The organism is Paenibacillus sp. J22R98, assembly GCF_059383835.1.
In genome coordinates this window covers 79648-93696 of sequence record NZ_JBXENW010000005.1, presented here as the reverse complement: position 1 = coordinate 93696, position 14049 = coordinate 79648, and the positions used below count along the sequence as shown (strand labels likewise).

The 14049-nt window shown below is 46.5% G+C and carries 13 protein-coding genes and 1 riboswitch; of the genes, 11 read left to right on the top strand and 2 right to left on the bottom strand.

The genetic code is table 11. From position 1 onward, the window contains the following. The first annotated feature begins 128 nt into the window (after positions 1 to 128). Positions 129 to 1013, top strand: coding sequence for a L,D-transpeptidase family protein (locus AC50Y3_RS15950; protein ID WP_494819713.1), 885 nt, complete (start codon positions 129 to 131; stop codon positions 1011 to 1013). 59 nt (positions 1014 to 1072) lie between these two features. On the opposite strand, the gene AC50Y3_RS15945 is transcribed toward AC50Y3_RS15950, so the two are convergent. Continuing rightward, positions 1073 to 3724 (bottom strand): cellulase family glycosylhydrolase, encoded by a 2652-nt coding sequence (locus AC50Y3_RS15945; RefSeq protein WP_494819712.1) that lies wholly within the window; start codon positions 3722 to 3724, stop codon positions 1073 to 1075. A gap of 207 nt (positions 3725 to 3931) precedes the next feature. On the opposite strand from AC50Y3_RS15945, the gene AC50Y3_RS15940 reads away from it, so the two are divergent. From AC50Y3_RS15940 to AC50Y3_RS15905, 8 genes are all read left to right on the top strand, one after another. Next, complete coding sequence (locus tag AC50Y3_RS15940; RefSeq protein WP_494819711.1) at positions 3932 to 4201, top strand: hypothetical protein; 270 nt, start codon at positions 3932 to 3934, stop codon at positions 4199 to 4201. Between the two features lie 24 nt (positions 4202 to 4225). Then, positions 4226 to 4954: a membrane protein insertase YidC gene (gene yidC / locus AC50Y3_RS15935; RefSeq protein WP_494819710.1), complete on the top strand. Its 729-nt coding sequence runs from the start codon at positions 4226 to 4228 to the stop codon at positions 4952 to 4954. A gap of 409 nt (positions 4955 to 5363) precedes the next feature. Then, complete coding sequence (gene msrA / locus AC50Y3_RS15930; protein WP_494820031.1) at positions 5364 to 6320, top strand: peptide-methionine (S)-S-oxide reductase MsrA; 957 nt, start codon at positions 5364 to 5366, stop codon at positions 6318 to 6320. Positions 6321 to 6383: 63 nt separating this feature from the next. Continuing rightward, positions 6384 to 7856 (top strand): spore germination protein, encoded by a 1473-nt coding sequence (locus tag AC50Y3_RS15925; protein WP_494819709.1) that lies wholly within the window; start codon positions 6384 to 6386, stop codon positions 7854 to 7856. Next, positions 7843 to 9000 (top strand): Ger(x)C family spore germination protein, encoded by a 1158-nt coding sequence (locus AC50Y3_RS15920; RefSeq protein WP_494819708.1) that lies wholly within the window; start codon positions 7843 to 7845, stop codon positions 8998 to 9000. The genes AC50Y3_RS15925 and AC50Y3_RS15920 overlap by 14 nt, the downstream gene beginning before the upstream one ends. A gap of 1 nt (position 9001) precedes the next feature. Next, positions 9002 to 9247: a hypothetical protein gene (locus tag AC50Y3_RS15915; protein WP_494819707.1), complete on the top strand. Its 246-nt coding sequence runs from the start codon at positions 9002 to 9004 to the stop codon at positions 9245 to 9247. A 2-nt stretch (positions 9248 to 9249) separates the two neighbouring features. After that, positions 9250 to 10347, top strand: coding sequence for a GerAB/ArcD/ProY family transporter (locus tag AC50Y3_RS15910; RefSeq protein WP_494819706.1), 1098 nt, complete (start codon positions 9250 to 9252; stop codon positions 10345 to 10347). Positions 10348 to 10424: 77 nt separating this feature from the next. Then, complete coding sequence (locus AC50Y3_RS15905) at positions 10425 to 11132, top strand: DUF554 domain-containing protein (RefSeq protein ID WP_494819705.1); 708 nt, start codon at positions 10425 to 10427, stop codon at positions 11130 to 11132. 66 nt (positions 11133 to 11198) lie between these two features. Here the strand turns inward: AC50Y3_RS15905 and chrS are convergent, their stop codons facing one another. Next, a complete protein-coding gene (gene chrS / locus AC50Y3_RS15900; RefSeq protein WP_494819704.1) occupies positions 11199 to 11681 on the bottom strand; it encodes a chromate efflux transcriptional regulator ChrS in 483 nt (160 codons plus the stop codon). Between the two features lie 219 nt (positions 11682 to 11900). Continuing rightward, a riboswitch (guanidine-I (ykkC/yxkD leader) is annotated at positions 11901 to 12006 on the top strand. 74 nt (positions 12007 to 12080) lie between these two features. Between chrS and AC50Y3_RS15895 the strand changes: the two genes are divergently transcribed. Next, entirely contained in the window at positions 12081 to 13247 is a 1167-nt protein-coding gene (locus AC50Y3_RS15895; protein ID WP_494819703.1) for an amidohydrolase family protein, read from the top strand. Between the two features lie 36 nt (positions 13248 to 13283). Continuing rightward, a complete protein-coding gene (locus AC50Y3_RS15890; protein WP_494819702.1) occupies positions 13284 to 14048 on the top strand; it encodes an ABC transporter ATP-binding protein in 765 nt (254 codons plus the stop codon). The last annotated feature ends 1 nt before the right edge of the window (position 14049 follow it).

Sequence of the window (14049 nt, the reverse complement as noted above, 5' to 3'; positions counted from 1 at the left end):
GAAAATGTAGTGGTGCAAAGATATCCCCATTCATACATTGATATGTATATCAATAATTGAATAGGGGGCTAGTACTCCTATTCAATATTGAATGAGAATTCAAGTGTTGAATGGGGAGGGTGTCTGTCTTGAGTCGGAGTAGGTTGAGAATCGTTGTCCTAACTTTCTTCGTTTCGCTGCTGCTACTGCATGTTTTCCCACTTGCCAGCGCAAGTGCTGAAGCGAGTAATCATCAATTGATTGTCATAAATAAAAGTACCAATAAATTGGCGTATTTTAATAATGGTGAGCTTATTAAGACCTTCTCTGTTGCGACAGGCAGAACAAGTACCTTAACGCCGGAAGGAAGCTTCAAAATTGTCAATAAAATTAAGAACAGACCGTATTACAAAGAGAAGATTCCCGGAGGCGACCCTCGGAATCCGCTTGGCGATCGTTGGTTAGGCTTGGAGGTCGATGGAACGGAAGGCACGACGTACGCGATTCACGGCAATAATAATAGTAAATCAATTGGCAAATACGTAAGCGCAGGCTGCATTCGGATGAAGAACGATGAAATTCACTGGTTGTTTCCACAAATCCAAATCGGAACGCTCGTGATCATAACGACGTCTGACCATACATTAACTGAAATTGCCGAGGCCCACGATTATCCGGTTTTGAAGAATTATGAGGGGAAGCTGTTCGTAAACGGAGAAACGAAGGAATTGGAAAATGCTATGTTCCTTGCCGAATCTCGCGTATTTATCCCGATGCGAGAAGTGTTTGAACTGTTAGGCGCTGAGGTGAAATGGGATGAAGCGACGAAGACGGTAACTGCCGTCATCGGGGATCGCACCCTCACCCATACGATTCGGTCAACAACCGTTGATGTGAATGGAGAACCCGTAACGATTACCGCATCGAAGCTGGTAGCGAATAAGGTACTGCTGCCACTGCGTAATATATCGGAACTGATCGGGTATACAGTGGAGTGGGATAGCAAAACAAAAGAAATCCGAATCAGCAAGTAATATAAAAAACGTGCAAACCTCGGGTTCGACAAGGGTTTGCACGTTTTTGAATTTACATCTTACCTCGGGATGACACTGACGGTTGGAGCGCCTCCGGAATTATAGTTGATTTGGAGTTTATCTCCTGGTGAGAGATTGATCATACCCTGTGTCATACCGGTAGGTGTCCATACGTTCGCTACCGGCGGACGCTGGAAGTTGATAGAAACGTTGGTGCCTCCAGCTATTGCAGCATCAACGGGGTAAGGGTAGTTATTTTGCAAATAATAAACAGTTCCCGACATGCCGGTGATCGTAGTAACCGGGATATCGTAACGGGAGGAATTGCTGTTGTCTAACTTCAATTCATTGATTTGTTTGGAAGAAGTCGTCAGTTTGACAGGTATTTTGGAAATCACAAAAGGGCTGGCTGCTCCTGAGCCTGACGTTGCTGTTCCGGTTCCGTCATGCGAATTGGAAACATCGACAACCGTTCCATCGACCCTAACTGCGGTGGTGATTTGAAGCCAGGAGGGAAGACGCTGTGCACGTGTAACCGTATCACCTGACCAGACGATGTAGCCGGTTGTGTTATCGGCAAACGTCATAGCAGAATAATAGACTCCGCCATCGGTGACGCCAAATTCATTGACCCGAGCTCCGGTCAACCAGCCCGTTAAAGTTTTAAATGCATTTCCAGCCGCAAGAACGGTCGTCGGTGTTTGTAAGTTGATTAATCTTAGCGTAGTCCACGAAAAATCCATACCATAGTAGAAGCATCTGTCATAACCTGCAACCCATGTGGCCATAAACAACCGCAATAGGTAAGAGACTGCAAAATCATCAGTCATCACGGTAGGGGCTGTTTGCACCGTTCCGGATGCGTCCTTGTAATCATGGTAGCCCATCTCGGTATTCCAGATTGGCAAGTTTCCAATCCCGTTCTTATCGAGGAGGTCGCGGTATTGATTGGCGCGAAGAATAATATTCTCCGGTTGTGCTTGCAGGTCGGTATATAAGTGGACAGCGAGGACATCCATATAACTTTTCCCGCCTGTGGAGAGGAAGTTATCCATATACGTCAAGTTGGAACCTGTCGTATTGGGACTAGTGACGAGTGCAGCGGAATCAGTTGCTTTGATGATGGCGTAGGCTTCCTTCGCCAGTTCAACTAATTTAGCCGTCGTGCCTGAATAGAAGCCGGCATCATTGACTTCGTTCCAAATTTCATACGCTTTAATTTTAGATTTGTATCGTGTAACTACAGCTTTTACATAGTCACGCCAATCTTGAATGTTGGTTGGAGGAAGACTGTTGTATCCGGTTCCGTATTTCGAGGAGGAAGTGCCACCTGTAGCCCAGTTTGGCGGTTGTCCCAGCGTCAACGTAATCTCTAACCCATTCGCGAGTGATTTTGTTACATAATCGTCCAATCTCGTCCAAACAAAGGTTCCCTTGGTATTCGGTTCAAGGTTGCGCCACGCCGTACGAGTATCCCATAGACGAATCGAGCCATAGCCGAAATTGTGAAAAGGTGTCTGAGGCGAGTCTCCGGCTGCCCCATTGCCAATATGAATGCCAAAGAATGCTTTCGGAATGGCTTTATTTTGCTGTGCTTGATTGCCGCCGGCTGCTACTGTAGTTACGATGTTCAGATTAGCGGAACCGTCGAATGTTCCACTACCCGTAACATCCCCCGACATGGAAATGGTTCGTGCTGTTTGGAGCTTAGACGCTTGATCCACCACGCCATTATTGTTCGAGTCGTATACGGATTTAAGCATGTCGCCGCCGCCATTGCCGCCGCTATTTGCGGCATTCCATGCTGCTTTCTCTGCATCGGTTACAAAACGATGCGTACTATCTTCCGTAATCATCGTGGCAGGATGGGTTGCGGGATGGGTGTAATTGTTCGCGCCAGCTGCGATGCCGTCTAATTTCGTTTTATCGGCAGCGCTCATGAAGCCTTTGGCACTCTGGGAAGCAGACGGAACCGATGCAGTGATGGTGACATTCGATGATCCGTCAAAAGTCGTTGTTCCCGATACATCGCCATTGAGTGCAATCGTTCTAGCCGTTTGAAGTTTCTCTGCTAAATCAACGACACCGTCGCTATCTTTGTCAAACACGGACAAGAGCATGTCTCCTTTGGCGTTCCATACTGCTTTATCCGTATCCGAGACGAAGCGATTAGCGGCATCCTCGGAAATCATGGATGCGGGGTGGGAAGCCGGATGTGTATAGTTATTTGCTCCGGCCTCGACGCCGTCTAATTTACCCTTATCTGCTGCACTCATGAGTCCTTTCGCAGTTGATGTTACAGAAGGAACCGATGCAGTGATTGACATATTGGAAGACCCGTCGAAAGAGGCACTACCGGTTACATCGCCGGTTAACGCAATAATTCGTGCATTTTGGAGCTTTGCAGCTTTATCTACGGTTCCGTCGTTATTGGTGTCATAAACAGCTTTCAGCATGTCTCCGCTTTCACTAGGCGGTGTAACGCTTTTCGAAAGCCGCATATAAGCGGCATTCTCAGGTGTGCCGGTTGTACCGGCAGCAGCATAGACTGCCGAGAACTGATCCATGGGGACGGTTAATAAATCGACATCATTATTATCATTCATTAATGATTGCAGATAGGAAGGAAATACGCCATCGAGAAATACGTCGTATTGCATCAATCCGGAATCTGGCAAGGATGGTCCAAGGTAAATTTGCGTTATACCCAAAAGATCTGCCTCCTCTATTAGAATATGAATCTATCAACGTATCATATGCTAGAACGGAAGGGCATGTACTACACCTTTGACCAATTAGTGTAATAACAGCAACGTAATGACAAATATCAAATTGCATCCGTCTCACGACCGATTCGCTGCGCACCGGAATCCATTACACTATACGAATATGATTTGAACGGAAAGGGGGGGATATCATTGTTCGAGCTTCATGATGCGCTTCTGTATGCGATGTCCATTTGCACACTTGTTTCATTGGCTTACTTATGCTTCGTCTGGATTCCGACAGCCGCAGTTGATGCGAGATGGACGAGAATCCGTCAAGCAGATATGCCGTTATCCTTGCTGAAGAAACCGCCGGGTGTCGTCCTAACGCGGAAACAGCGGCTAACGCGGCATACGAAACGCAAAGAAGCGCCTGATGATGATTCATCCCCGTGCACGACCCTGTTGATTGCTGCAGCATAACAACAACAGGGAGGATTATTAATTATGTTAAACATGTACGCTCAAGTCGGGTTTTTTCATCAATATTTTGTCTCGCCGTTCTCTTGGATGATTGATCACTTTGCAGGATGGTTCGGGGGCAGCTTCGGTCTGGCCGTTATTGCGATCACAGTAATCGTAAGGCTGGCGCTAATGCCGTTCATGATTAATCAATATAAACAGCAGCAGAAGATGAGACGCAAGATGACGGCCATGCAGCCTGAGCTTGATGCGATTAAACAGAAATACGCCAATAATAAAGATGCGGAGAAGCAGCGTAAGCAAACGGAAGAAACGATGGCCGTTTACAGCAAACATGGGTACAACCCTCTGAACATAGGCTGTCTGCCGATGCTGCTCCAAATCCCCATCTTATCCGGCATGTATTACGCCATTCGGTCAAACCCAGAGCTTGCCCATCATACGTTTCTATGGTTCCAACTAGGGAAACCGGATGTTATCCTTCCGTTCCTGGCGGCCGGTGTTTACTTGGTTCAAGCTCTGATTGCGCGTAGCGCTGCACCTCAAATGAACGCCGCTAAAGGGATGGGCTGGATTGTATATCTTTCCCCGGTCATGATGGGCATATTCTCGTTTTCTGCGCCGGCAGCGATGCCGCTTTACTGGTGCATCGGCGGGATGATCATCATCCTGCAGACGGTCATATCCAAATGGATGTATCCAATGGAGGAGACATCTGCTCTTCCTGCTAAGACGAAGACAGCCCAATCTTAAACCAACACAGAACCGAGTGGATCATGGATCCCTCGGTTCACCTTTATTTTATGGCATTCATTCAATTGATTTCATCTCGTAAAAGAGAGATAATGCATAAGGTCAACCAACAATGATCAATAACAATTCAAAGGAGTCTCACATGACACCCATTCTACTCATACCCGTCGCAATTATGATTCCGGTTATCCTGTTTATAGTTTTCATCGTTATATATAACCAGCGGCAAAAGGGAGATAAAGCAGACTAGTCGATCGATTTAAACATTGTAGCTACTATTACGGCTGCTTCTCGGTATTGTGCCGGGGAGCAGTCGTTTTCATTTACAAGGCAGAGGGAGAGTGCTGGTGTAATTGCATTAAATATTCGATAATAATGGAACAATGAAATGATTGGTGGTGCGAACATGATGGAAAATTCTAATCGTAAGACCGAGCTCGCGACCTTTGCAGGGGGCTGCTTCTGGTGTATGGTGCAGCCGTTCGACACACTCCCTGGAATCGAATCTGTCATCTCCGGATATACCGGCGGTCATACTATAAATCCAACCTATCAAGAAGTCGGTACGGAAACGACGGGCCATGCTGAAGCCGTTCAGATTACGTTTCAACCGGATTTGTTTCCTTATGAGCGGCTGCTCGACATCTACTGGCAGTTGATCGATCCCACGGATCGCGGAGGTCAATTCGGTGATCGCGGGTCATCTTACCGAAGCGCGATATTCGTACATAATGAGGAGCAGCGGGTGAAGGCGGAAGCCTCCAAACAAGCCCTGCAGAAGAGCAAACGCTTCAAGAAGCCGATTGTGACGGAGATTGTACCCGCAGTACAATTCTATCCTGCAGAGGATGAGCATCAGGATTACTACAATACCCATCGTCGAAACTATAATTTGTATCATGATAGCTCTGGGCGAGATGAATTCGCCGAACGCAGCTGGAACACGAAGCAAGATAAAGACCGACTGCGCCGGGAGTTAACAGAGCTGCAATATCAGGTTACACAGAATAGAGAGTCAGAACCCGCATTTCAGAACGAATTTTGGGATAACGAACGAGAGGGTCTATATGTCGATGTCATTAATGGGGATCCGCTGTTCAGCTCCAGGGATAAATACGATGCAGGAACAGGGTGGCCAACCTTTTCCAAGCCCATAGAGGAAGGCTGGATCCGCAAAGAATCGGATCTGAGTAACGGTCAAGTCCGTACGGCGCTGCGCAGTCGATTATCCAAATCACATCTGGGTCACTTAGTCCAAGCCAGCGCTAAACCTCAATATCGCATCCAATCCGCTTCCATGCGTTTTATACCGGTTGAACAATTGGAGGAGGAAGGATACGGCCGCTATATGCGGCATTTTGCATAAATCTGGGTATTCAGGCGAATACTTTCCTTGATCCTATTCTATTGCTGGTCATGGAGAACAGAAATGATAATCAATCCTTCCGTTGAACATAACATGCTCCTATTGGAGCAAATGTACGTAGATAACAACTACTTCAGCTACCAGAACTTCGATTCGAAACAAGGAAAACGACTGGCTGCTATTGCCTATTTAAGTGTGATTATCAATCAGCAAACCTTGAACAAGCAGTTCGTAAGGAAGATCAATGAGGATATCCAAGCTCATGAGAATCCTACGGCCGAGACGATTCTGGAATCGATTCGTTCGTTAGGCATCGTTTCCGAAATTCCTGTCATGGACAATGTTACGGAGATGATCGCTGACGCCGGAATCGTTGTTTTCATCGAAGGTTTAACGGTTTGTTATGGGATTGGGATACCCGGGTATGAGACGCGCGCAGTCGATCAAACAACAACGGAAATCAATGTGCGCGGGCCTCGTGAAGCGTTCACGGAGGATCTGCGGGTAAATATGGGGCTTGTCTATCGTAGAATGAAGACCACCAAATTGAAATCCAAGCTCTTTATTATCGGACGTGAAAGCCAGACGAAAGTTATGATCCTATATCTCGCCGATCAAGTGGATGCTTCCGTTCTGAGCGAGGTAGAAGAGAGAATGAACTCGGTTAAGCTGAATACCGTTGTAGACAGCGCTCAAATTGAAGAATGGATTCAAGACAGTCCCTATTCTCCGTTTCCCCAAATCATGAATACGGAACGGCCGGACCGTGTCGTCACGGCTTTAAATCTTGGAAAAGTAATTATTTTCACAGATGGCAGCCCAAATGCACTTATCGCACCATCCACGTTTACAGATTTTTTGCACCCAAGTGAGGATCTCTACGAAAAATTTTATTTTGCCAATTTTCTGCGTGCATTACGCATGCTTACCCTGTTTGTTTCTCTCTGTGGACCTTCGCTATATATTGCGCTGACGACATTCCATCTGGAGATGATTCCGACTCCTCTAATGCTCACGTTTCTATCCACTAAAGCGGGCATCCCGTTCCCGACATTTCTTGAGGCCCTCATTATGGAGGTAGCTTTCGAGATTCTAAGAGAAGCAAGCATCAGACTGCCTCGAACGGTTGGTCAATCGGTTAGCATCGTCGGTGCACTGATTATCGGTGAAGCTGCTGTTCAATCCGGTATCATCTCCAGGCCGATGGTTATTGTCGTCGCGATGACGGGCATAGCTTCCTTTACAATTCCGGCATTCAACACCGCAATTACACTTCGATTGCTGCGTTTTCCGCTGATTTTCATTGCGGCATGGACAGGTGTACTCGGCTTGGCACTTGGGATGTTTGCTATAGTCCTGCATTTATGTTCCTTGCGGTCATTCGGGAAACTGTATATGCCTACGTTTAATTCCCATCGCTGGAAGGACGTAACCGAACATTATCTGCTGCTCCCGATCAAGCACCGAAGGCAGTCCAAGAATGATGCCTCATTTGCAGCCATGGAAGGGCGGGTTAGGGAACATGAGGACCATTAAACGTCTCTTGCTGGTTTTAATTCCCTTGACCCTTCTTGCCGGCTGCTCACCTGATGTGCGAGAAATAAACAGTATCGCGCTCGTTATGATTACAGGAGTCGATTACGATGAGCAATCCAAGAAATTTATCATCACCTTGTATTGCAATCACACGCCATCAGCCAGTAAGGATCGGCCGGAGAGAACATTGGAGTGGGTAGCGAGTTCATCCGGAGATTCAATACTAGATGCTGCGCGGAATATAAGAAGTCGTGCCGGGAAACAGTTGATCTGGCAGCATGACAAATTTTTCATAGTGGGAGAGAACGCAGCCAGACATAAATTTTATGAGATTATTGATTATTTCAATCGTTCCCGCGAAATTCGAATGTCCGGCTATTTGGCCATCAGCAAAGGGAAGGCATCGGACATGCTTAAAGTGAAATCGGAAACCGGGGATTTGGTCACGAATGAAATTGAAGGGAAGGTTAAAAACGAGCGTCTATGGGGGAAGAGCATCAACATTCAGCTTAAGGATATCGTCAATTATTATACAGACCCGTATCGAGGGTTTGTTTTAGGGAAAATGAATATTTCAAAGCCAATCAACAGTGATCGAGAGGTTATATTTCTAAGTGGCGGATCAGTCGTAAACAAAGGTAAGCTAGTAGGCTGGATGAATGCCGATGACGTGCTGAGCGTTCATATGCTGATGGCGAAGAAGAAATGGAGATACCTTGAATTTGTTCAATCCGTTCCATTTAAAGACACGAAGGTATCGCTGATGATGAAGATACTAAAAAGTAAAATACATTACCATGCCATTAACGGAAAGCCTGTATTAAGCATCGATGTGAAATTAAAAGGCACTTTAATCGATACGAGCGGTCGCCTGCAATTAACGGCTAACAACGCGCTGGAACAGCTGGAACATGCCGCAGAGGCGACAATTAAGAAGCAGCTCACTATAAGCTTAACCCACTTTCAGCGTGATATGAAAGTGGATGTGCTTGGCTTCTCCGATTACCTTAGGCAATATCACCCGAATGTATGGAAGAGAACGAAACAGAATTGGACAGAAGCGTATCCCGCATTACCTGTAACGATTAATGTCTACGCCAGTATCCCGAATCTCGGAATGAGCCAAGTCTTAGGAGGGCCATGAAATGTTAATCTTTACGATCCTTTTGTTTTTTTTCGTTTACGTGATTACAGTTTACGTTAAGCTGTGGAAGCAAAGGAATAGAAAAGATGCCATCGTGCTGTTGCTCTTAAGTCTGTTTATTACCTGTTACTTCATTCCGGTGATTGAGGATTGGATGCCAACCTCTGAAGCGATTAATACCTATTTGTATAAGCCTATTTCCGTGTACGTGAAAGCTGTGATGAATGTTCAATTGGGGGTCGATTAAGTGTGAAGCAGGAGAAAATATCGAGTTTCCAACTGGGCTGCCTTTGTTTTGCGTTTATGTCGGGATTTTCGACGCTATATTTATTGGAAGCCAAATGTCTTACTCAGGATGTATGGGTCTCGAATACGCTGGCTACGATCTCAATCATTCTTACGTTAGTCATGACTTCCTACATACAGAAACAATTCCCGCAGCTCAACATGGCTGATATTATCCTCCTCCTGTTAGGGAAGTGGATTGGAAAGCTGATTCTGGTGATTTTTCTAATCGACTTGATTGGACTTGGTGTATTATCGGTTCGATCGATAGCACTCTTCTATACAAGTGCAATTCTACCCAATACCTCACCTAATTTGATTATCCTCATCGTGCTTATAGTAACGGTGTATGCCGTTTCTCTTGGGATAGGCACCATCGTTCGGAGCGTTCTTGTCATCCTTCCGTTCTTCATCGTTTCTATAATTGTGATCTGCATCTTAATATACCGGGACGTGGAATACAATCCTTTTCTTCCTCAATTTCAACATCCATTATCCATGTATGTATACGGATCGATGGTTTCCTTCGGATTTCCTTTTGGAAAATCGGGCTTGATGGCCTTTCTCTACTCCGATGTGAACAATCCCAAGAAAGTACTGTTAAGCTGCAGCGTAGGCGTCGTGTTCTCCTGCCTATATCTATTAACGGCAACGTATATTGCATTCGGCTGTTTAGGTGTAATGATGTTCCAGACGGCTTCGTTCCCATTCTTCTCGGCGATTCAGTTAGTGAAATTCGGAGAGTACATCGAACGGATTGAGATTCTAATTATCGGCATTTGGACGATTTTCACGTTATTTGAGATTATCATTGTTCAGTATGTTTTTGTGAACATATTAAAAAAAGTGTTCGAGCTCAACAATCCAAAGTTCTTCATTGTGCCGGTTGGAGCTCTGTTCTTCGCAATCGCACTAAAGAGCTTTCTACTCCCGACGGATTTAATTTCATATGACGTTAACATTTTGCCGTTCACGATCATCCTGCCGGTTGTGCTCGTTCCCATCGTGCTCCTCTTACTAACGTGGCTGAAGATGCGAAGGTCAGGAATGCGGCCGATATAGTCCATAACAATCTCGATGCCAGCATAGTTCAAAAATGGTACGATAGGAGGGAGTTGAAGATAAAGGGGTAGAATCGCGTGGTATTAACGGGGGCGGTCGTAAACGCGGCAGCTATTATTGGCGGAGGTACACTTGGCATTGTACTGCCTCGCGTCAAAGAAGAGATGAAGAAAACGGTCATGGCAGGCATGGGGATGCTCGTGCTTGTTCTGGGGATCGGGATGGCGCTGAAGTCCGACAATTTTGTACTCGTGGCATTCAGCTTGGCAATCGGCGCTGTTCTAGGCGAGCTGCTGGACATAGAGGGCAGACTGCAGAAGGCGGGAGATCAACTGCAGAAGCTGGTAGCGCGAAACAAACCAAGCAATGTTGCGGAGGGGTTTGTCACAACGACGCTCGTGTTTTGTATAGGTGCAATGGCTGTGCTTGGCTCATTGGAGAGTGGCTTGCATGATAATCATGACATTCTATACACGAAATCGATCTTGGATGGGTTTCTGGCGCTGCTCTTCGCATCAACGCTGGGAGTAGGTGTGTTATTCTCAGCTGTTCCCATCTTGTTGTATGAAGGAGCGCTGACGCTGCTTTCGTCGGTGATCACAGCATGGATGGGCGATCAAGTTTTGGATGCTATCGTAGTGGAAATTACCTCAATCGGCGGAATATTAATTATGGGCATTGGCATTAATATCTTAAACATCATGCGAATCAAAGTCGCAAACATGCTCCCGGCTATTGTGATCGGTGCTTGTATGGTACCGATATTGAAGTGGCTGGCGATTTAAGAAGGGAATCCGGAAACAAGAAGAAGCAAGCATCCTGAATAGGGTGCTTGCTTCTTTTTGTTTCTCCTATAATTTCATGCCAAACCGGCTCTTATAACGTTTCATGAGCAACTGGCAATCTACGCTTACGACGCCTTTCATGGCATACAGCTTCTCAACCAGGAAGGATTCCATGAATTGAATATTGGGAAAGATCGCATGCATATGCAGCTTGCTCGGCCCGGTCATGTGATATAAACTCGTGACCTCGTCGACGGTTGCGAGTTTCTCCGATATCTCCTGCAGATGAGACGGTTCAACATCCACGTTGAAGAAAGCGGACACATGGATGCCGATCTTAGCCGGATTAATAACGGCCGTGAATCGTTCGATTACGCCATTCTCGAGTAAAGCACTGATCCGTGCTTGTACGGCTACTCGTGATAAACCAATCTCCTTTCCGATATCCGTGTAAGATATCCTCGCATTATCATGAAGGAATTGAATGATTTTACGATCAATCTCATCGAGAGGGTATTCCGCCCATTCATTCTTTTCGTAATTTTCCATGCTCGTCCTCCTGGGTTTGATATACAAATCGCGTTATAATATCGAATTATATTGCGTTACGTAAGTATATAGTCATCATATACTAACCAATAGAATTTTCAAACGTCATTTTCACGTCGGTATGATCATTTTATTGTTGCATAAATGCTTTTTGTTTGTTATGTTATATGCATGTTAATAAACATAACACGAACGACAAATAGACCTCATCAATTGAATAGGAATGACATCTAGGGTTCCACAATGTCCACTTTGCATTGGTTCGGTCCAAGAGATGTCACACGGCAAGCAGCCGTGCACACGGAGGGATAAAAGCCCGGGAGATATCTGATCAGATATTTTGAGGGCTTTTTTTGTTGTCCTATAACAGGCGAAGAACCATGGCAGGAGGCGAAAACAGTGGGGCAATGGCTAAGCAATGTAACCGTGAATGAGGGGATACACCACATTTACATCAATCAAGGAAGAATAGCTGACATTATTCCTAAAAAACAGCCGATTCCGGATCATGAGATTAGTTGGGATGCCCATAACCTGCTCATGCTTCCGACGCTGGAAGATTATCATGTGCATCTGGATAAACAGTTCCCAACGGATCGCTGGATATCTCGAAGAAGAGTCGCTGCGATTCTTGATCAGTTTCAACTGGAGAAGGAGCTCTTGATTCCACACCAAGCAAACTTGAAGGAACGCGCTAAACAAACGCTGGATCAAATGCTGGCGTGTGGCACGACGCGCGCAAGAGTTCATGTCGATATCGATCCCGACATCGGGCTACGTCATTTGGAGACGATTGTTCAGCTGCAAGAGGCTTATAGAGGTTTAGTGGATATTGAAATTGCAGCTTTCCCGCAGCAAGGATTGCTTCGCTCCTCCTCGATCCCGCTTCTGAAGCAAGCTCTTCGTGAAGGAGCCACCATCGTTGGATGTGTCGATCCAGCCGGTGTGGATCGCCATATCGAGGCTTGCTTGGATGCCGTGTTTGATATGAGTGTGGCATTTAGCGCGGGAGTCGACATTCATTTGCATGATCCGGGTCATCTTGGCCTTTATACCATTGAACGCATAGCAGACTATACGGAGCAAACGAGTAAGCAAGGTAGAGTCGCCGTAAGCCACGCTTATTGCTTAGGAGAAATTGATGAACGCTCCTCTGCAGAGATCGCCCGTCGCCTTGCGGAGCAGAACATTATGATTATTACAAGTGTCCCGATAGATTCCGCAATGCCCAGAGCGGATCAGCTTACAGCACTTGGCGTGAACGTTAAACTGGGCACAGACCATACGGGACTGGATGCTTGGACGCCTTTCGGAAGCCCGGATTTATTAGCAAGGGGCAGAAGGCTTGGGGAGAAATTCATTTGGAATGACGATGAGCGACTCCGTGCAGTGTATCCCTATTTAACCTCTGTTCCACTGGAAGTGTACAAAGGTGCTCCAGCAGATTTTATTCTCGTGCAAGCGCTGAATCCCGAACACGCGATTGCCGCAGCGCCGGAGAGAGAAATTGTTGCGGTCCATGGGAGGGTCGTTGCGGGGAAGCAATTTGAACGTGCATGGAAATGAACGATTGCGAAGACGAGAGACGAGAGGGGAATGGCGATGATTGCAGAGAAGGCCATACATATCAGCAACGTCTCGAAGCGATATGGAACCGGTACGCTGGCGCTGCGGGAAGTGGATTTGGATATTGGAGAAGGTGAGTTTGTTTCACTCGTAGGTCCGTCAGGCTGCGGCAAGTCAACTCTGCTGCGCATAATGGCCGGTCTGGGCGAAGCAACCGAAGGCGTTGTGTCCGTGCTCGGACAGCCTTCACAGCAATTAATGAAAACAAGCGGTCAGCTGGGATTCGTATTCCAAGAAGCCAACCTGATGCCCTGGCGGACGGTAGTTGAAAATGTGGAATTGCCGTTAGAGCTTCGCGGAGTAGGTAAGAAGGAGCGGCGCGAAGAGGTCGATCGCGTGCTTAGACTCGTGAGATTAGAGAGCTTCCGCGATTCTTATCCCAAGGCACTGTCCGGGGGCATGAAAATGAGGGTGTCGATTGCCCGCTCACTCGTATCGAATCCCAAGATCTTGTTCATGGATGAACCCTTCGGTGCGCTGGACGAGATGACGCGGCATCATCTTCACCAGGAGCTGCTTGAGATTTGGCGGCAATCGAAGCTTACCGTTGTTTTCGTTACCCATAACGTATTCGAGGCGGTCTACTTATCCAGCAAAGTCGTCATTATGAAGTCGTATCCGGGCCAGATTAGCAGCACCATCGATATCCCTGCACCCTATCCGAGGGACGACGAGTTTCAAGCTTCGGCGACATTCGGTCAGTTGGTGGATCAAGTATCGAAAGCTTTAAAGGGGGGCTAGA

Bases quoted from the DNA above. Each gene is read 5' to 3' on its own strand.
- yidC (WP_494819710.1), top strand. From the start codon at position 4,226: ATGTTAAACATGTACGCTCAAGTCGGGTTTTTTCATCAATATTTTGTC.
- msrA (WP_494820031.1), top strand. From the start codon at position 5,364: ATGGAAAATTCTAATCGTAAGACCGAGCTCGCGACCTTTGCAGGGGGC.
- AC50Y3_RS15925 (WP_494819709.1), top strand. From the start codon at position 6,384: ATGATAATCAATCCTTCCGTTGAACATAACATGCTCCTATTGGAGCAA.
- AC50Y3_RS15920 (WP_494819708.1), top strand. From the start codon at position 7,843: ATGAGGACCATTAAACGTCTCTTGCTGGTTTTAATTCCCTTGACCCTT.
- AC50Y3_RS15915 (WP_494819707.1), top strand. From the start codon at position 9,002: ATGTTAATCTTTACGATCCTTTTGTTTTTTTTCGTTTACGTGATTACA.
- chrS (WP_494819704.1), bottom strand. From the start codon at position 11,681: ATGGAAAATTACGAAAAGAATGAATGGGCGGAATACCCTCTCGATGAG.
- AC50Y3_RS15890 (WP_494819702.1), top strand. From the start codon at position 13,284: ATGATTGCAGAGAAGGCCATACATATCAGCAACGTCTCGAAGCGATAT.